Below are 16,893 nucleotides of genomic sequence, written 5' to 3' on the forward strand. Positions count from 1 at the left end.
CTGCTCGCCTGCTCGCCTGCTCGCCTGCTCCCTTGCTCCTTTGCTCCTTTGCTCCCTTGCTCCCTTGCTCCCCTGTTCCCCTGCTCTCCTGCTCTCCTGCTCTCCTGCTCTCCTGCTCCCCTGTTCCAATGTTTTTCTGCTCCGGGGCTCTCTGTTTCTGTGTTCCGTTATCGTTGCTGGTCTGCGTGCCTCCTTTACGCTTGCATTTTAAAATCACGGCGCGCATAATTATTGTTATGTTATAACATACAAAATCAGGGGGTTTTATGAAACAAGCAATCCATCCGGCTTACCGCACTGTCGCTTTTCACGACACCAGCGCCGATACCTTTTTTGTCGTCGGCTCTACCATTAAAACCGACCGCACAATCGAGCTGGACGGTAAAACGCTGCCTTATGTAACACTGGACGTCTCTTCGGCTTCCCATGCTTACTACACCGGCAAACAAAAAGAGTTTGCCAAAGAAGGCAGCGCGCACCGCTTTAACCAGCGCTTTGGCCGCTTTTTTAGTAAGTAAGGAGTGAAAATGCAGGTGCTTAACTCGCTGGCTTCGGCCAGAAAACGCCATAAAGACTGCAAGATCGTGCGTCGTCACGGCCGGGTTTTTGTGATTTGCAAAAGCAATCCGCGCTTTAAAGCGGTTCAGGGCAAAAAGAAAAAGCGCTGAGGATATGCAAGCGGCATCAAAGCCGCTTTTGCCATAAAGAATATCGTGCGCGTTCTCTTCCGGTACCGTATCCACCACGTACTCTATTTCTGTCGATTAAATGCCGGGAAAAAGCAACCGGCATGAAGTCTGCTTTTGCCATAAAAAGCGTCTGAAGAATGCGATCCGCCAGAAGGCTGCTTATGCAATAAAAAGTGCTGAGGAATGCAGTCCACAAGAAGGCTACTTTTATCTGGTCAGGAGTATTTATTCAGGCGGGCCGGTTATCGGCCCGCTTTTTTATTTCATGCTGGCCAGCATCGCCGTTACGTTATGACGAAAAGCCGCTTCCAGAGAATCAGCCGCGCCACCTTTTTCCGTCAGCGCTTCCGGGTAGAGCTCGCCGCCGGGCCGGGCGCCGGTTGCCGAAGCGATCTGCTGCACCAGGCGAGGATCGGTCTGGTTTTCAATAAAGTAGCTGTGGATATGCTCCTTTTTCAGCTGGGTAATCAGCCCCGCCACGTCGGCAGCGTTGGCCTCAGATTCCGTAGAGAAGCCGACTGGCGACATAAAGGTTACGCCATAGCGCTGGCCAAAATAGCCGAAGGCATCGTGGCTGGTCAGCACTTTACGCTTCGCCGCCGGGATGGCCGCAAACTGGTCAGCGGCCCATTCGTCCAGCTTTTGCAGTCGGGCAATATAGGCCGCGCCGCGCTGGCGGAAGTCGTTTGCATCCTGCGGATCGGCAGCAATCAATGCGTTCATCACGTTGCTGGCATAGATTTCGCCATTTTTCATGCTGTTCCAGGCATGCGGATCGGTAACCGTTTTCCCCTCCTCCTCCATAGTGCGCGTCGTAATGCCTGCTGAAGCGACAACGACATGGCCTTTGTATTCCGAGGCTGAGATCAGGCGGTCCATCCAGCCTTCCAGCCCCAGGCCGCTGACGAACACCACATCCGCTTTAGCCAGCGCCTGGCTGTCCTGCGGCGTCGGCTCAAAGCTGTGCGGATCGCCATTCGGCCCGACAAGGCTTTTTACCTCTACATGCTCGCCGCCGACCTGCTTAACGATATCGGCCAACACCGTGAAGCTGGCTACCGTCTCCAGCGTTTTCGCCATCGCCAGCGGCGTGGCACACAGGGCGGCCAGCGCCAGCATAAGGGGTAACTTTTTCATCTTTTTTCCTTATCAACAGTAAAAAAACGCGCGCGCAATATTCCGCCGCATGGCCCTACTAAAATCGAGATAAAGAACAGCAGCGCGGCACAGAGCACCACGGCGGGCCCGGCAGGCAGCGCCAGGTAGAATGAGGCCGACAGACCGCTGAAGCTGGCGATCAGCCCCAGTGTCATGGCGGTGCCAACCATGCCGGGCAGTTCTTTACGCCAGAAGCGGGATGCCGCTGCGGGCAGCATCATCAGCCCCACGCACATCAGCGTGCCGAGAACCTGAAAGCCTGCCACCAGGTTGGTCACAACCAGTATCAGAAAAAGCGCGTGTACCAGCAGTGCAGCCCAGCGGCTCTGCGCGCGTAAAAAAGCAGGGTCGAAGGCATCGATCACCAGCGGACGATAAATCAACGCCAGCGCCAGCAGCGTCACCGACGCTATCGCGCTGACCAGCAGAAGCGAGGGATTATCAACGGCCAGCAACGAGCCGAACAGTACATGCAGCAGATCGACGCTGGAGCCGCGCAGTGAAACCAGCGTCACGCCCAGCGCCAGCGAGCCGAGATAAAAACCGGCAAAACTGGCGTCTTCACGCAGCGGCGTATAGCGGCTGACCGCGCCCGACAGCAGCGCTACCGACAGCCCGGCGATAATGCCGCCAATGCCCATTGCGACCAGCGAAAGGCCGGAAATCAAATAGCCGATAGCCGCGCCGGGCAGCACCGCATGGGAAAGCGCGTCGCCGACCAGGCTCATGCGACGCAGCAGCAAAAAGACGCCCAGCGGCGTGGCGCTGAGCGAAAGCGCAATGCAGGCAACCAGCGCGCGGCGCATAAAGGCGAATTCGATAAAAGGCTGTAAAAGCGTCATGCTGACTCCAACACGATCGGTTCCGGCGATTGCGTGATCCATTCCGCCTGAGTGGAGTCCAGCCGCAGGATCTGCGGGAAGGATCGCGTAACCATCGTCATATCGTGCAGCACCACGATCAGCGTGCAGCCAGCCCGATGCCGCGCCTGCAGCAGCGCCAGCAGCAGACTGGTCGTTGCCGTATCGATGCCGGTAAAAGGTTCATCAAGCAGCAGTAGCGAAGCATCCTGTACCAGTAGCCTGGCAAAAAGCACACGCTGCAGCTGTCCGCCAGAAAGCGTGCCGGGCTGCGCGGCGGCGAATTCAGCCATATTGACCTCTTCCAGCGCCGCCATAATCCGCTGCCTTTCAGGTCGACCGATAGCCCCAAACCAGCCGCAGCGTCGCCAGCAGCCCATCGCCACCAGATCGGCTACGCTGACAGGGAAATTTCTCTCAATTTCGGATTGCTGCGGTAACCATGCTGTATCCTGCGTCAGGCAGCTGAGTTGACCACTTACGGGCGGCAGCAGGCCCGCGAAGGTTTTTAGCAACGTGGATTTTCCACAGCCGTTTGCCCCCACCAGCGCGGTCATTGACCCCGGCTGGAACGTCCCGTTAAGGGACGGGGTAACGGCGCTCCCGCGATAGCCGACCCGGAGATCTGTTAGCGTAATCATGGGGATACCGCCCATCCGCTCAGCGCCAGCAAAGCCAGCACGGCGATCAGAGCAAAAAGTAAACGTGCTCGGGCTGATTGCATCAGTAATGTGGGACGAGAAGAAGCAGTAAAACTTAACATGGCAGCACTATAGTTACGTTATAACATAACAATAGCATATTACGATGATGGAAAGCGCGCTGAACTAAAATGTATCTTTTTATTTCCACAAAAAGTAATAAAAAGAGATGCGGTTATATAAAATTTCTTCACCTTAATCGGGTTTTTCTATCGCAGAAAGCGGGATCCTCTACTAAAATAATTAACAGTCAAATCATCAAGATAGTTTTTTCTCTTTTTAAGCGGCTTGATTATTTTAAAGCTAACAACAATTATCTGTATAAGCGTTTATTAACTCTGTGGAGAAAAAATGCGCAAACGTATTCCTGTCTCTTCAGCGCCTGATGAAGAAAATGAGTCCGAATGGATTAGCCTTATTCAGCGGATTATTCCCAAAATAGAAACCGAGTTAACTGGCTCACTGTTATGGTATTCACAAAATGCGCAATATGTTCCGGGAAGTGTGAAAATTATTTCAGTTGAACAAACGGCGCCGTCGGGTTACAAAATGACTTACAGTTTCTGCTGGAACGTTTTCAACGCCTGTCTTGATATCGATGCAGATGAAACGACCACCCAGTCAGTAAATTTTGAAAGCCAGCCCGATGCGCTGATATTTGATTTTATTGATACGGAACGCGCCGCAGCCGCGGATGAATTGTAATTTTTAGTAATAGTACTCAAAATACAATTTAAGAGAGTTATATTTATTAAAGCACTCGCACGAGATTCAATATCGCTTCCTGGCACCCCGCTCGCAGAAAGCCTGCGGTATACCATTTTTCACTGGCTATGGAGGGGAAAAAGATGGACGAATACTCACCGAAAAGGCATGATATTGCCCAGCTGAAATTTTTGTGTGAAAACCTGTATGATGAAAGTCTGGCCACGTTAGGCGATAGCCATCACGGCTGGGTTAACGATCCAACTTCAGCAATTAACCTGCAGCTTAATGACCTGATTGAGCATATTGCCGGGTTTACCATGAATTACAAAATTAAGCATATTGAAGACAGCGAGTTGATTAGTCAGATTGATGAATATCTTGACGATACCTTTATGCTTTTCAGCAACTACGGTATTAATGGCCAGGATCTTCAGCGCTGGCAGAAATCAGCGAAACGGCTGTTCAACGTTTTTACAGAGGAATGTGCTGTCGTTACCGCACAGACAAGCCATTCATTTTAGTAACCTTTATTTTTTCAATGGTTTAATAATGACAGATAAACTACTTACGAAAACTGATTATCTGATGCGTTTAAGACGATGCCGTTCAATTGACACGCTCGAACGCGTTATCGAAAAAAACAAATACGAATTATCTGATAATGAGCTGGCCGTATTTTATTCAGCGGCGGATCATCGGCTTGCCGAACTGACCATGAATAAGCTTTACGATAAAGTGCCGGTTTCTGTCTGGAAGTTTGTACGATAAGAGATGAAGCGGTGAGGGTTCCCCGGAGGAATTGGGTGGGGGCCCTGCCAGCTACATCCCGGCACACGCGTCACCTGCTGCGGCTGCTTCCTTCCGGATCTGACCGAGTTCACAAGTTAGCGTTGCGGGAGAACCAACCGGGCCCCCATTGATTGCCCCATGTAATGGAGCGAGGGCATTATCAATGAACCCCTGGGCAATTGCAAGCCCGCGCCCGACGACCGTTGTTTTCTTGCACAACATCGCCCTTTCCCCTGCTATTATCCGCCACATCCCTTCAGCTTAAGACCGCTTTCGATTACTTTATTTGCAGTAACGGGGAGCAGAGATGACTGAACAAGACACTTTTCCACGCCGTATCTGGCAAATTGTTGCCGCTATCCCCTACGGTAAGGTGACCACCTATGGCGATATTGCCCGGCTGGCGGGTTCGCCGCGCGCCGCGCGTCAGGTTGGCGGCGTATTAAAACGGCTACCGGCAGGCAGCAAGCTTCCATGGCACAGAGTCATTAACCGGCTGGGTGAGATTTCGTTAACGGGCGGCGATCTCGATCGCCAACGCCAGGCTTTATTGGCAGAGGGCGTAGAAGTAGATCATAACGGAAAAATCGCGCTGGAGCGCTACCGCTGGCAGGGATGAACCGCCCCCGTAAAGGGGCGGAAACCATTACAGTGAAGTTGGCGCAGGCACGGTTGAGGTCGGCGTCACCAGCGTAGGTGAAGTCGAGGGTACCGCTACAGGCGCGCGTTGAGCCGTCGGTAGGGCTTTCGCCGGCACGGCCTTCAGGTTAAGCGTCTGGTCTTTTGTACCGCCGCCGTTAATAACCGGCTTAATAGAATCGGCTATTAATACGACGTTGCGATCGACAATTACCGCTGCACTCAGCAGGATCCTGGCGTTAGGCTGAATGTCCGCCGGATTGAAAGGCAGGATAAATTTGAACGGCGCCTGTTTGCCATCGGTCAGCACTACGCGCTGTGAAATCACTTTTGCCGGTGCGTCTGACAGGGAAGCATCAGAAAGCATCACGGTTAATGAAGCATCAGGCGGCAGGCGCACGTTGGCCGGAAGCGTAATGGTTCCGCTAACGTGCGGCTGGCGCAGCGTATCTGCTTCCCCCGCGACTTTGGAAGCCAGCGTCGGCGTGGGGACATCTCTACCTTTATCAGCACATCCGGAAAGTGCGACCGCCAAAGCGGCGCCGGTCAATACAGGCCAAAGTTTCATTGATTTATTCTCCTTGCGATCAATGCGGGACATAAGGGACAGCAAGCCTGCCCCGTAAGCCTTAATTCTGGCACAGGTTATTGATTTTCGCCTGTAAGCCAAATAAGGAACGCGTGCGGAAGAATATTTTTCCCCGACGTTGACGGCAGCGGGTTCGGTTTCGCAAACTGAAAGGGAACCGACTATTGAGGAAGCCGCCATGAGTCAGGCACTGCACGAACTGTTAAATTTAATGAACCTGGAAAAGCTGGAAGAGGGCCTGTTTCGCGGCCAGAGCGAGGATCTCGGCCTGCGTCAGGTTTTTGGCGGTCAGGTGGTCGGCCAGGCGCTTTATGCCGCCAAGCAGACGGTCCCGGCGGAGCGCATTATCCATTCGTTCCACAGCTACTTTTTGCGGCCCGGCGACAGCCAGAAAGCCATTATTTACGACGTAGAAACCCTGCGCGACGGGCACAGCTTCAGCGCCCGCCGGGTCAGCGCCATCCAGAACGGCCAGCCTATTTTTTATATGACCGCCTCTTTCCAGGCGCCGGAAACAGGTTTTGAGCATCAGAAACCGATGCCGGACGTTGCCGGCCCGGAGTCCCTCACCACGGAAGGCGAAATCGCCAAACAGCTGTCGCATTTTATTCCTGAAAAGGCGCGGGAAAAGTTCCTGTCAGAAAAACCGTTTGAAATCCGCCCGGTTAAATTTCACAACCCGCTGAAAGGCCACGTTGACGAACCGGTGCGCCATGTCTGGCTGCGGGCTAACGGCCCCATGCCGGACGACAGGCGTATACACCAATACCTGCTGGGCTACGCTTCGGACTTTAACTTCCTGCCGGTCGCGCTCCAGCCGCACGGCAAAGGGTTTCTGGAACCGGGAATGCAGGTCGCCACTATCGATCACTCGATGTGGTTTCACCGCCCTTTCGACCTGAATCAGTGGCTGCTCTATAGTGTGGAGAGCACGTCAGCATCCGGCGCCAGAGGCTTTGTGCGCGGCGAATTCTTTACCCAGGATGGGGTACTGGTCGCTTCAACGGTGCAGGAAGGCGTGATGCGCCTACGTCAGTAGCTGAAATAACAAACCCCGCAGAGCGCGGGGTTTGATAGCGAGAGCGGCTGCGAGTCGGCTTACTGGTTATAAGCGTTTTCGCCGTGGCTGTTCACATCCAGACCTTCACGTTCGTGATCTTCGGTCACGCGCAGGCCGACTGTCATATCCGCAACCTTAAAGGCGATAAAGGCGACCACGCCGGTCCAGACCACCGTAATGCCTACGCTATAGAGCTGCACCCAAATCTGATGCCCCATCGTTACGCCAGAGGCATAGCCGACGCCGCCCAGTGAAGAAGAAGCGAAAACGCCGGTCAGGATGCAGCCTACAATACCGCACACGCCGTGCACGCCGAACACGTCACAGGGATCGTCAACGCGCAGCCATCTTTTCAGCACGGTAACGCCCCACAGGCCCGCCAGACCGCCGATAATACCGATAACCAACGCGCCGCCGACGCCAACATAGCCACAGGCTGGCGTAATCGCCACCAGACCCGCGATCGCACCAGAGCAGACGCCCAGCAGCGAAGGCTTGCCGCGCAGCGCCCATTCGCCAAACGTCCAGCTCAGCATCGCGCCTGCGGTCGCCATAACGGTGTTCAGGAATGCCAGCGCCGCGATTTCGTTAGCCGCGCTCGCCGAACCGGCGTTAAAGCCGAACCAGCCGACATACAGGATCGCCGTGCCGGTGAAGACCATCGGCAGGTTGTGCGGTTTAAAGGCTTCTTTGCCAAAGCCCGCGCGTTTGCCGACCAGGTAAGCGCCGACCAGACCGGCAACGGCGGCGTTGATATGCACCACGGTGCCGCCGGCAAAGTCCAGCGCGCCGTCCTGCGCCAGCAGTCCACCGGACCAGACCATGTGCGCGATGGGCAGATAGGAGAAAGTGACCCAGATAGCCACAAAGATCAGCACCGCAGAGAAACGAATACGCTCGGCCAGCGCGCCAACGATCAGGCCGACGGTAATGCAGGCAAAGGAAGCCTGGAACGAAACGTGAATATACTGGTAGAAGGTTCCAACCAGCGCCGTCAGCTGAATGTTTTTCAACATCGCCATGCTGAAGTCGCCAAAGAAAGCGTTGCCCGTGCTGAAGGCCAGCGAATAGCCGTAGAGCATCCAGATAACGCACACCATTGCAAAGGTCACGGAAACCTGAGTCAGCATGGACAGGACGTTTTTGGCCCGGATGAGGCCGCCGTAGAAAAGCGCAATGCCGGGTAGCGTCATAAACAGCACCAGCGCGGTGCAAATCATCATAAAGGCGTTATCGGCCTTGTCCGCCACGGCTGGCGGCGCCGCCATCGCAAGCGAGGGCAACAGGCTGAGGCTGGCGAGGCCGAAGGTAGTCATTTTTCTCATTTTATCCCATCCCATCACAATTCTTAGCCCCGAGATCAGAGTGCGGCTTCGTCCGCTTCGCCGGTGCGAATACGGATAACCCGCTGTAGTTCAGCGACAAAAATCTTACCGTCGCCAATTTTGCCGGTGTAGGCGGCCTTGCTGATAACGTCGACAACCTCGTCCAGCTGGTCGTCCGCTATCGCCACATCGATTTTAACTTTTGGCAGGAAGTTCACGCTGTATTCAGCGCCGCGATAAAGCTCGGCATGGCCTTTCTGGCGACCAAATCCCTTGACTTCGGTGACGGTCAGGCCCTGAATGCCAATGGCAGAAAGCGCCTCGCGCACGTCTTCTAATTTAAACGGTTTGATTACCACGGTAACCAGCTTCATACGATCCCCTCCAGCTAAAGAAAACGGTGATTCCGCCCTGCGTTAACCAAAGCAAAGGCTGTGCCATAAATCAGAAACGTGCGTTTTAAAAGGCGCGGCGGCAGATATTGCGTACGCGTGGCGGCCTGATGATGACATTAAGCATAGAGGGAAAAAGAAAACGCACCATTAAGGTGCGTTACGCGTCGAAATTGTGCATCGCCGCTGTTTTATCAGCCCGACCGCCTGCTTTTAGTGCAGCGAAGCGGTATTACGTTTCTTCCAGCTCCTCGCCCGCCAGCTGGAGCTGATACATCTGCCAGTAACGGCCCTGTTTCGCCAACAGCTGCTGATGGTTGCCCTGCTCTACCGCATGGCCTCTGTGCAGCACCAGAATGGTATCCGCATCGATAATAGTAGAGAGTCGGTGAGCGATAACCACCAGCGTGGTTTGCTGACGAACGGCCTTAAGCGCTTTCTGGATCGCCTGCTCCGTGCCGGAATCAATATTCGCCGTCGCTTCATCCAGGATCAGAATTTGCGGCGAGGCGACCAGCACGCGCGCCATCGCCAGCAGCTGCTTCTGACCCACGGAAAGATTGTTACCCTGTTCGCCCAGCCGCGTATAGATACCGTCGGAGAGCGAGCGCGCCAGTTCGGCAAGCTGAACGGTTTCCAGCGCGTGCCAGACCGCCTCTTCGCTTATCGAACGCCCCAGCGCCACGTTAGCGAAAAAGGTGTCGGCCAGCACCACCGGATCCTGCTGCACCATCGCCACGCCTTCGCGCAGCACGCCGTGGCTGAGCCCGGTCAGCGGCCTGCCGTCCAGGCGAATTTCACCCTGCTTCACCGGGTAGTAGCCCATCAGCAAGTTAGCGAGCGTGCTTTTCCCGCTGCCGGTATGGCCGACCAGCGCCACAAAGCTGCGCGAAGGCACGCTGAGGTTGATATCGTTGAGCACGTTGCGATCGTCGCGGTAGGCGAAGCTCAGATGTTCAATCTCAATGCGCCCCGAGGCCAGCGGCCGACTATCCTGACCATAGTGCTGGCGAGGCGCGTCCATCAGTTCAAAAATGCGCTCGCCGGCCACTACCGCCTGTTGCAGCATCGACTGCTGGGTGGTCAGCTCAATCAGCGGCTCGTTCAGCCTGCCCAGGTAGTTAATAAACGCGTAAAGCACGCCAACCTCGAAGCTGCCGCTGGAGGAGAAGCCAAACAGCAGCATCAGCCCGCACAGGATCATGGCGGAAAACAGGCTGAGCAGCGGCCGGAGCAGAAAGCCATCCAGCCGTAGCGTTTCCATTCTCGCCAGATAGTGCGAGCGGCTCGCTTCGCTCATCCGCTCACCAAAGCGCGCCTGCTGACGAAACTGCTGGATCACGCTCATGCCGCTGATCACTTCATTAAAGCCGTTGTTAATATCGGCCAGATAGCTACGCACTCGCCGTACGATAGGCGTACTGTAGCGCTGATAAATCAGCATCACGGTCAGCACGGCCGGAAAAATCATTATCGCCACCAGCGCCATGCGCCAGTCGAGACTGAACATCGCCACCAGCATGGCACCGATCAGCGCCGCGCTGCGCAGCACGGTGGCTACCACGGTGACGTAGAGATCGCGCACGACTTCGGTGTCATTGGTCACGCGTGAAATAATCTGGCCAACGGGCTGGGTATCAAAAGCGCTCAGCGGCTGGCGCAGCGCGGCGTCCATGACGTCCGTACGCAGCCGCTGCACTACGCCTACCGCCGCCTCGTTAAACAGCAGCGACTGCCAGTAGTGCAGCGCGGCGGCCAGGATTTGCAGCAGGAGAAAGCTGACGGCCAGCCCGGTGACCAGCCCCAGCGGCATGGAATGCTTCGCCACCATGTTATCGATAAAATAGCTGACCAGCACCGGGCCGAGCACTTCCGCCACCGCCGCTATCCACAGCAATACTATCGCCAGGCCAAGCGATTTCCGCCACGGCGAACCGTAGCGCAGCAGGCGTTTCAGCGTGGGCCAGAGCTGATTAAGATTCGCCATGCGGTACCCCTTTCGCGATTTCGTCCTCGTCCAGCGCGGCTTCCAGCTGCTGATAACGATACATATCCTGATACCAGCCGTCCTGGGCAATCAACGCCTCATGCTGCCCGCGCTGGGCCACCGTGCCCTGCTGCATCACCAGGATTTCACTGGCTTCCGTCAGGGCGGACAAACGGTGCGCGCTGATAATCACGGTTCTTCCTGCGCCCCATTTTCTTAAATTATGCAGTATCTGGTGTTCTGTACGGCCGTCGACCGCCGACAGCGCATCGTCCAGGATCAGGATTTCCGCGTTCAGCAGCAACGCCCTGGCAATAGATATACGCTGTTTCTGTCCCCCGGAAAGCATCACCCCGCGCTCTCCAACTTCGGTATCGTAGCCCTGGGGCAGCCGCAGAATATCTTCATGTACGCAGGCAAGCCGCGCGGCGCGCTCAATATCGCTTTGCTGCGCCGTAGGTCGACCCAATGCGATATTGTTGGCGATGGTGTCGGAAAAAAGAAACGGCGTCTGGCTGACGACCGCCATGCGGCTACGCCAGCTGTCCAGACGCAGCTGCGGCAGCGGAATACCGTGATAGCGGATGTCGCCCTGCGCAATATCGAAGTGCCGCTGGATCAGGCTTAACAGCGTGCTTTTCCCGGCGCCTGTCGGCCCGCACAGCCCCAGCATCTGGCCGGGCTTAAGGTTAACGTTGATATGGCGTAGCGAGGGCTGCTGCGCGCCAGGATAGCAAAATTCCCTGATAGCGATTTGCAGCTGGCCGCGATCTTCCGGCAGCGTTTTACTGCCGTCCTCTACCGCCGGCGCCTCTGCCAGCAGCGAGCGAATGCGGCTCCAGGCCGCGCTGCCGCGCTCGACGATATTGAACATCCAGGCCAGCGCCAGCATTGGCCAGATCATCAGGCCAAGGTACATGACAAAGCTGGTCAGCTGGCCCAGCGTCATCTGACCGTGCCAGACCAGCCAGCTGCCGCCGCCGATCGCCAGCAGGTTCGACAGCCCGATGGCAATATAAATAGTAGGATCGAAGCGGGCGTCAATCCGCGCCACGCGCAGGTTTTTTTGGCCCGTGTCGCGGGCGATATCGGCGAACTGTGCGGACTGATGGTCTTCCAGCCCAAAGGCTTTGATCATACGAATGCTGGTCAGGCTCTCCTGCGTTCTGTCGTTAAGCGACGAAAAGGCGGCCTGAGCATGCTTAAAACGATGATGGAGCTGGTCGCCGTAGCGTTTGATCACTATCGCCATGACCGGCATCGGCAGCAGCGCCAGCAGGGTCAGCTGCCAGCTAATCTGCGTGCTCATCACCACCAGCACCGCCAGCCCCATCACCAGCGAGTCCACCAGCGTCAGCACGCCTTCTCCGGCGGCAAACACCACGCGATCCACATCGTTGGTGGCGCGGGCGATCAAATCGCCGGTACGGTGACGCAGGTAAAATTCGGGATGCTGACGGCTGAGCTGACGATAGAAGTCCTGCCGCAGCTCGACGGCAAGCTGATAGGAGGCGCCGAAAAGCAGCACGCGCCAGACGTAGCGCAGCAGATAGACCACAATAGCCGTGAGCAGCATCACGCCCACCCACATCAGCAGGCGCGAAGCACTCATCTGCTGATGGGAGACGCCGTCCACGATAGTACCGACAAGCTTCGGCGGCAGCAGCTGCAGCAGCGCAATGATAATCAGCAGAAAAACGGCGCCAAGATAGCGGCGCCATTCACGCATAAAGTACCAGCTCAACTGGCTGAAAAGTCGCACAATAAACGTCCTGGTCAGGTTCGGGCGAGCGCCGTGGTTCAGCGGCAGCGCCAATGTGTATTTATTTCTCTGGACCGCCGCCATCAGCGCGACCCGGCCGCGAATATAGCCTTCCTGTTCCGGCCATTTCAAGCGTTTCCGGCATGTCGGAGTAATGAGAGACGCGGCATCCGCCATAATTTACGGTGGCCTTGTTCCGCTATCGGGTGCCGTAAAAACAGCCTGGACCCTGTTTTATCTTTTGTATGCGCCTGCAGAAGAATAAATCTCCGTTGCCCCTGTAGTTTACAGGGAATAGCGTAAATGATTTTCCCGTAAATGCGTTACGTTCAGCCTGTTGTTACCTGAAGAAACAGCGTTTTGTTCACGAACCATTGGCACGCATGACCGTAACGACCCGAGCCGCCAGGGCGTTGCCGTCAGGTTTATAGCCATGTTGTCAGCTTCCGCGCGGGCAACACAACGCCGTGCCGGGCTTCGCCTGGCTAACCAACATGCGCGGCTCCTGCCCCTGTTTTTATGCCACGTCAGGCAGTACCATACGCCCCAACAGATTAATGAGGTAAAAAGTATGAAACGTGCAGTAGTGGTATTCAGCGGCGGACAGGATTCAACCACCTGTTTGATCCAGGCTTTGCAGCAGTATGACGAAGTGCACTGCCTGACCTTTGACTATGGTCAGCGGCATCGTGCAGAGATCGATATCGCTCGCGAGCTGGCGCAGTCGCTGGGCGCAAGAGCGCACAAAGTGCTGGACGTCACGCTGCTTAACGAGCTGGCCGTCAGCAGCCTGACCCGCGACAGCATCCCCGTTCCGGCCTGGGATCCCGACGCCAGCGGCCTGCCAAGCACTTTTGTGCCGGGACGTAATATCCTGTTTCTGACGCTGGCCTCAATTTATGCTTACCAGGTTGAGGCCGAAGCGGTAATTACCGGCGTTTGCGAAACCGACTTTTCCGGTTACCCGGACTGCCGCGACGAATTTGTTAAGGCGCTGAACCATGCCGTGGAGCTGGGTATGGCGCGTCCGGTTCGCTTTGAAACGCCGCTGATGTGGCTGAACAAAGCCGAAACCTGGGCGCTGGCGGACTACTGGCAGCAGCTGGCGCTGGTGCGCAACGACACGCTTACCTGCTATAACGGCATCAAGGGCGACGGCTGCGGCGAATGCGCTGCCTGCCATCTGCGCGCCAACGGCCTGCGCGATTACCAGATCAACAGCGCTACGGTGATGCAGGAGATGCAGCGCAAAACTGGGCTACGCTGACAGCATCTCTTCCAGCCGCTGCTTCAGCTCGCCGACGATCGGCTGCGCTTTTTGCGTGCGCAGATCGATGCAGACAAAGGTCAGCGTCGCATCGGCTATTGCTTCCCCCTCCGGCAGCAGCGTGATGGTCTGGCCGATAACGCCACTTTTCCCGCCCAGCTGCACCAGATGGCTGGCAATCGCCAGCTCGTCGCCCAGCACCGCCGGGCGACGGTAGTTAATGTTAATATTGACTACGATAAAAGCCAGCCGGTTATCATTCATCCAGCGAAAGGCGGCCAGCTTTTCCAGCCAGGCCCAGCGCGCCTCTTCCAGAAATTCTAAATAGCGCGCGTTGTTGACGTGTTGGTAAACATCCAAATGATAACCGCGAACCTTAATCGTAATCTGCATAATCTTCTCCCAAAAAAGGCCATACCGACTGGTATGACCTCTTTCAGCGTAGCAGCCCGTACGCCACGATGCGTGGGGCCGCAACGACAAGTCGAGAAAGCGATCACAGTTTCAGTTTGGTCAGGTTCCTCTCTACCAGCGCATTACCAATACCGGGCACTTCTTTTAGCTGCTCTATCTGCGTAAAAGGGCCGTATTGCTCGCGATAGCTGATAATAGCCTGCGCCTTTTTTAGCCCTACGCCGTTCATTACGGCGCTCAGCTCTTCGGCCGTGGCGTGATTAATACTGACCGATTCGCTTTGCGGCGGTTTCTTTTCCTCGCTCGGCTGCGCGCTGGCCTGCGGCGCGCTGACGTTATCGATGGCCGGCCCGGCGTACAGCGGCGAAGCGCCGCCCAGCAGCAGGGTAAAACATAAAGCCTGTAAGGTTGTTTTCATGCTGTTCTCCTCCATGTGTTTGACAGCAACGTCAGGCTACGCCCAACCAACCGGCGCCACAAACGGCAGATGACAGAAATGGAAAAGGCCGCATAAGCGGCCTTTGGGTTTGCAATAATTTGCAGGATTTTTGCGAGGCTTATTGCGCCTGCGCGGCTGCGCCGTACTTGATCTTGCCTTCTTTGCGCAGGTTGCTCAGCAGCGCTTCGAAGGCGATCTGCGCATTGTTCTGCGTGATGCCCTGCACCATCGCTTTCTTCTGCGCTTCCGGCAGCGTGCCGCTGCGTACCTGATCCAGCGCCAGCAGCACGACGTTGCCTTGTCCGTCCTCGCTGATGCCGTACACAGGCTTGTCTTTGGTCGGCTGCGCCAGCGCGAAGGCGGACTGCGTTACCGCATCCTGACCGCTGCGCGTCAGCGTTTTCTGCTCGCTAAAGCTAAGATTAGCCGCCTTCATGGCATCCATACCCTTGCCCGCCTGCAGATCGGCCAGCAGTTTTTCCGCCTGGGCCTTCGCTTCCGCCTGCGCCTTCTGGTTTTTCAGCGTGGCTACGATTTCGGCACTGACCTCGGCCAGCGGCTTAACCGCTTCCGGCTTGTGGGCAGCGATACGCAGCACAAAAGCACGATCGCCATCAACCGTGATGATATCGGAGTTGCTGCCCGGCGCGCCGTTATCCCCCAGCAGACCACCGTTAAAGATCGCCTGCTCTACCGCTCTGAAATTCAGCTCGGCCGGTGGATTGTCGTGGCTGAACCAGTCCGTTTCCACCGCTTTTACGCCTGCCGCTTCTTCCGCGCTCGCCAGCGACTCGTTGTCGTTGCTGGCCGCGTCGCTCACTTTCTGCTGCAGCTTGTAATAAGCGTCGACGGCCGTTTCGTGTTTCACCTTAGCGGCGATGTCGTCGTGTACGGCCGCCAGCGGTTTGATCTGCTGCGGCTGAACGTCATCAAGACGAGCAACGATAAAGCCGACGGAGGATTTGATCACGCCCGACAGCTGACCTTTCTGCGTCAGGTTAGCGCTTTTCAGCTCGTCCGGCGTGGTATCCGGCTCCAGCCAGCCCATATCGCCGCCTTTACGGGCAGAGATAGGATCGATGGATTTCTCTTTCGCCAGCGCGGCAAAATCGCCACCTTTTTTCAGCGCGTCCAGAACCGCCTGCGCATCGGCTTCGGTTTTGGTTTGGATCACGCTGAAACGGCTGCGCTGCGGCTGGGTATAATCCTGCTGATGGCTGTCGTACCAGCTTTGAATATCGCTTTCGCTCGGTGCTTTCTGCAACGAGGCCGCATCCAGCTTGATATAGCTGACGCGGAACTGCTCCGGCGCCATAAAGCTGTTTTTATTCTGCTCGTAGTAGTTTTTGACTTCTTCGTCGCTGACGTTCTGCTTCGCTGCCAGCGCCGCGACGTTAATAGTCGCTTCACGCACCAGGCGCTCCTGAGAAACCAGCGCGGCCAGCGATTCAGTTTCGCCCGGCAGCATAAAGTCTGTGCGGGTCACCGCCGCAATCAGCTGCTGCGTGGTCAGCTGCTTGCGCAGCGCCTGAGCGTACTGATCGGCAGTGAGATTCATCTGGTTAATAATCGCCAGATAACGGGCGTTATCGAATTTGCCGTTAGTCTGGAAGGCCGGCTGGTTGAAAATAGCCTGCTTGATCTGATCGTCGCTAACCGCCAGCTGCAGATCTTTCGCATACTGATCCAGCAGCGCTTCATCTACCAGCTGAGAAAGCGCCTGCTGGCGGATCTGCTGAAGATAAGCGGGATTGCTGGCCAGCTGTGAGAACTGCTCGCCCAGCATTTCCTGCTGACGTGAACGTTCGTTGCTGAACGCTCTTTCCAACTGGGCGCGACTGATTTCCTGGCCATTGACCTTAGCTGCATAATCTCCATTGCCGCCGATCAGGTAGTTGCCCACCCCGGTCAGAACAAAAGAGAGGATGATCAGACCCAGTATAATTTTGAGCACGACATGGTTCGACGCCGCGCGTAAATTGTCCATCATGGTGTGACAACACTCCGCTGTATTATGAATGTAAACCCTTGCGCTTGCTTCCCACGTTCCCGGGGCGCTCCACGCCGCTGCGTATCAGGCTCTTGCGACCGTTGAAACAAAAAAGGCACATCAT

General features: G+C 56.1%; 19 protein-coding genes and 1 other RNA gene. 8 read left to right on the plus strand and 12 right to left on the minus strand.

The window, feature by feature from the left end; translation table 11 throughout:
* The first annotated feature begins 266 nt into the window (after window positions 1-266).
* Window positions 267-518, plus strand: a complete 252-nt coding sequence (locus QZH36_RS07105; RefSeq protein WP_253455026.1) for a type B 50S ribosomal protein L31 — start codon at window positions 267-269, stop codon at window positions 516-518.
* 9 nt (window positions 519-527) lie between these two features.
* Window positions 528-668, plus strand: coding sequence for a type B 50S ribosomal protein L36 (gene ykgO, locus QZH36_RS07110; RefSeq protein ID WP_125288450.1), 141 nt, complete (start codon window positions 528-530; stop codon window positions 666-668).
* 279 nt (window positions 669-947) lie between these two features.
* On the opposite strand, the gene QZH36_RS07115 is transcribed toward ykgO, so the two are convergent.
* From QZH36_RS07115 to QZH36_RS07125, 3 genes are read right to left on the minus strand one after another with little or no spacing between them, the layout of a single operon-like run.
* Entirely contained in the window at window positions 948-1,826 is an 879-nt protein-coding gene (locus QZH36_RS07115; protein ID WP_301729883.1) for a metal ABC transporter substrate-binding protein, read from the minus strand.
* Window positions 1,823-2,689, minus strand: a complete 867-nt coding sequence (locus tag QZH36_RS07120) for a metal ABC transporter permease (RefSeq protein ID WP_301252350.1) — start codon at window positions 2,687-2,689, stop codon at window positions 1,823-1,825. Before QZH36_RS07120 ends, QZH36_RS07115 begins: the two co-directional genes overlap by 4 nt.
* Window positions 2,686-3,348, minus strand: a complete 663-nt coding sequence (locus QZH36_RS07125) for a metal ABC transporter ATP-binding protein (RefSeq protein WP_301252349.1) — start codon at window positions 3,346-3,348, stop codon at window positions 2,686-2,688. The genes QZH36_RS07120 and QZH36_RS07125 overlap by 4 nt, the downstream gene beginning before the upstream one ends.
* 411 nt (window positions 3,349-3,759) lie before the next feature.
* On the opposite strand from QZH36_RS07125, the gene QZH36_RS07130 reads away from it, so the two are divergent.
* The 3 genes from QZH36_RS07130 (at window position 3,760) to hha (ending at window position 4,884) form a co-directional block, all read left to right on the plus strand.
* Window positions 3,760-4,113, plus strand: a complete 354-nt coding sequence (locus QZH36_RS07130; protein WP_253455033.1) for a hypothetical protein — start codon at window positions 3,760-3,762, stop codon at window positions 4,111-4,113.
* A gap of 143 nt (window positions 4,114-4,256) precedes the next feature.
* Entirely contained in the window at window positions 4,257-4,637 is a 381-nt protein-coding gene (gene tomB, locus QZH36_RS07135; RefSeq protein ID WP_125288630.1) for an Hha toxicity modulator TomB, read from the plus strand.
* A 28-nt stretch (window positions 4,638-4,665) separates the two neighbouring features.
* Complete coding sequence (hha, locus tag QZH36_RS07140; RefSeq protein ID WP_125288446.1) at window positions 4,666-4,884, plus strand: hemolysin expression-modulating protein Hha; 219 nt, start codon at window positions 4,666-4,668, stop codon at window positions 4,882-4,884.
* Between the two features lie 42 nt (window positions 4,885-4,926).
* Here hha and ffs read toward each other — a convergent pair.
* Window positions 4,927-5,023, minus strand: an RNA gene (gene ffs / locus QZH36_RS07145) — signal recognition particle sRNA small type.
* 189 nt (window positions 5,024-5,212) lie between these two features.
* On the opposite strand from ffs, the gene QZH36_RS07150 reads away from it, so the two are divergent.
* A complete protein-coding gene (locus tag QZH36_RS07150; RefSeq protein WP_394148814.1) occupies window positions 5,213-5,524 on the plus strand; it encodes an MGMT family protein in 312 nt (103 codons plus the stop codon).
* 27 nt (window positions 5,525-5,551) lie between these two features.
* Here the strand turns inward: QZH36_RS07150 and QZH36_RS07155 are convergent, their stop codons facing one another.
* Window positions 5,552-6,112, minus strand: a complete 561-nt coding sequence (locus QZH36_RS07155; protein WP_253455036.1) for a YbaY family lipoprotein — start codon at window positions 6,110-6,112, stop codon at window positions 5,552-5,554.
* A 199-nt stretch (window positions 6,113-6,311) separates the two neighbouring features.
* On the opposite strand from QZH36_RS07155, the gene tesB reads away from it, so the two are divergent.
* Window positions 6,312-7,172: an acyl-CoA thioesterase II gene (gene tesB / locus QZH36_RS07160; protein WP_301729884.1), complete on the plus strand. Its 861-nt coding sequence runs from the start codon at window positions 6,312-6,314 to the stop codon at window positions 7,170-7,172.
* 59 nt (window positions 7,173-7,231) lie between these two features.
* On the opposite strand, the gene amtB is transcribed toward tesB, so the two are convergent.
* The 4 genes from amtB to QZH36_RS07180 all read right to left on the minus strand — a co-directional run bounded on the left by amtB (window position 7,232) and on the right by QZH36_RS07180 (window position 12,659).
* The gene (gene amtB / locus QZH36_RS07165) at window positions 7,232-8,533 is read right to left on the minus strand and encodes an ammonium transporter AmtB (RefSeq protein ID WP_370256072.1); all 1,302 of its coding nucleotides are present in this window, start codon (window positions 8,531-8,533) and stop codon (window positions 7,232-7,234) included.
* Between the two features lie 20 nt (window positions 8,534-8,553).
* Window positions 8,554-8,892 carry a P-II family nitrogen regulator gene (gene glnK, locus QZH36_RS07170; RefSeq protein WP_125288441.1) on the minus strand — a complete coding sequence of 113 codons (339 nt, stop codon included), beginning with the start codon at window positions 8,890-8,892 and terminating at the stop codon, window positions 8,554-8,556.
* Window positions 8,893-9,142: 250 nt separating this feature from the next.
* On the minus strand, window positions 9,143-10,897 hold the full coding sequence (locus QZH36_RS07175; protein ID WP_253455041.1) for a SmdB family multidrug efflux ABC transporter permease/ATP-binding protein: 1,755 nt from the start codon (window positions 10,895-10,897) through the stop codon (window positions 9,143-9,145).
* Window positions 10,884-12,659, minus strand: a complete 1,776-nt coding sequence (locus tag QZH36_RS07180) for a SmdA family multidrug ABC transporter permease/ATP-binding protein (RefSeq protein WP_301252404.1) — start codon at window positions 12,657-12,659, stop codon at window positions 10,884-10,886. Before QZH36_RS07180 ends, QZH36_RS07175 begins: the two co-directional genes overlap by 14 nt.
* A 571-nt stretch (window positions 12,660-13,230) precedes the next feature.
* Between QZH36_RS07180 and queC the strand changes: the two genes are divergently transcribed.
* The gene (gene queC / locus QZH36_RS07185) at window positions 13,231-13,926 is read left to right on the plus strand and encodes a 7-cyano-7-deazaguanine synthase QueC (protein WP_301729885.1); all 696 of its coding nucleotides are present in this window, start codon (window positions 13,231-13,233) and stop codon (window positions 13,924-13,926) included.
* Here the strand turns inward: queC and QZH36_RS07190 are convergent.
* From QZH36_RS07190 to ppiD, 3 genes are all read right to left on the minus strand, one after another.
* A complete protein-coding gene (locus QZH36_RS07190; RefSeq protein WP_125288629.1) occupies window positions 13,918-14,319 on the minus strand; it encodes an acyl-CoA thioesterase in 402 nt (133 codons plus the stop codon). The genes queC and QZH36_RS07190 overlap by 9 nt on opposite strands.
* A 103-nt stretch (window positions 14,320-14,422) precedes the next feature.
* Window positions 14,423-14,758, minus strand: coding sequence for a ComEA family DNA-binding protein (locus QZH36_RS07195; RefSeq protein WP_253455045.1), 336 nt, complete (start codon window positions 14,756-14,758; stop codon window positions 14,423-14,425).
* Window positions 14,759-14,897: 139 nt separating this feature from the next.
* Window positions 14,898-16,769 (minus strand): peptidylprolyl isomerase, encoded by a 1,872-nt coding sequence (gene ppiD / locus QZH36_RS07200; RefSeq protein ID WP_301252338.1) that lies wholly within the window; start codon window positions 16,767-16,769, stop codon window positions 14,898-14,900.
* Window positions 16,770-16,893 lie beyond the last annotated feature (124 nt).

It is taken from the genome of Erwinia wuhanensis (genome assembly GCF_030484085.1).
Classification (GTDB): Bacteria; Pseudomonadota; Gammaproteobacteria; order Enterobacterales; family Enterobacteriaceae; genus Erwinia; species Erwinia aeris.

What these genes read in the sequence shown, in the direction of transcription:
- QZH36_RS07105 (WP_253455026.1), top strand. Translation starts at nt 267, where the DNA reads ATGAAACAAGCAATCCATCCGGCTTACCGCACTGTCGCTTTTCACGAC.
- ykgO (WP_125288450.1), top strand. Translation starts at nt 528, where the DNA reads ATGCAGGTGCTTAACTCGCTGGCTTCGGCCAGAAAACGCCATAAAGAC.
- QZH36_RS07115 (WP_301729883.1), bottom strand. Translation starts at nt 1,826, where the DNA reads ATGAAAAAGTTACCCCTTATGCTGGCGCTGGCCGCCCTGTGTGCCACG.
- QZH36_RS07120 (WP_301252350.1), bottom strand. Translation starts at nt 2,689, where the DNA reads ATGACGCTTTTACAGCCTTTTATCGAATTCGCCTTTATGCGCCGCGCG.
- QZH36_RS07125 (WP_301252349.1), bottom strand. Translation starts at nt 3,348, where the DNA reads ATGATTACGCTAACAGATCTCCGGGTCGGCTATCGCGGGAGCGCCGTT.
- QZH36_RS07130 (WP_253455033.1), top strand. Translation starts at nt 3,760, where the DNA reads ATGCGCAAACGTATTCCTGTCTCTTCAGCGCCTGATGAAGAAAATGAG.
- tomB (WP_125288630.1), top strand. Translation starts at nt 4,257, where the DNA reads ATGGACGAATACTCACCGAAAAGGCATGATATTGCCCAGCTGAAATTT.
- hha (WP_125288446.1), top strand. Translation starts at nt 4,666, where the DNA reads ATGACAGATAAACTACTTACGAAAACTGATTATCTGATGCGTTTAAGA.
- QZH36_RS07150 (WP_394148814.1), top strand. Translation starts at nt 5,213, where the DNA reads ATGACTGAACAAGACACTTTTCCACGCCGTATCTGGCAAATTGTTGCC.
- QZH36_RS07155 (WP_253455036.1), bottom strand. Translation starts at nt 6,112, where the DNA reads ATGAAACTTTGGCCTGTATTGACCGGCGCCGCTTTGGCGGTCGCACTT.
- tesB (WP_301729884.1), top strand. Translation starts at nt 6,312, where the DNA reads ATGAGTCAGGCACTGCACGAACTGTTAAATTTAATGAACCTGGAAAAG.
- amtB (WP_370256072.1), bottom strand. Translation starts at nt 8,533, where the DNA reads ATGGGATGGGATAAAATGAGAAAAATGACTACCTTCGGCCTCGCCAGC.
- glnK (WP_125288441.1), bottom strand. Translation starts at nt 8,892, where the DNA reads ATGAAGCTGGTTACCGTGGTAATCAAACCGTTTAAATTAGAAGACGTG.
- QZH36_RS07175 (WP_253455041.1), bottom strand. Translation starts at nt 10,897, where the DNA reads ATGGCGAATCTTAATCAGCTCTGGCCCACGCTGAAACGCCTGCTGCGC.
- queC (WP_301729885.1), top strand. Translation starts at nt 13,231, where the DNA reads ATGAAACGTGCAGTAGTGGTATTCAGCGGCGGACAGGATTCAACCACC.
- QZH36_RS07190 (WP_125288629.1), bottom strand. Translation starts at nt 14,319, where the DNA reads ATGCAGATTACGATTAAGGTTCGCGGTTATCATTTGGATGTTTACCAA.
- QZH36_RS07195 (WP_253455045.1), bottom strand. Translation starts at nt 14,758, where the DNA reads ATGAAAACAACCTTACAGGCTTTATGTTTTACCCTGCTGCTGGGCGGC.
- ppiD (WP_301252338.1), bottom strand. Translation starts at nt 16,769, where the DNA reads ATGATGGACAATTTACGCGCGGCGTCGAACCATGTCGTGCTCAAAATT.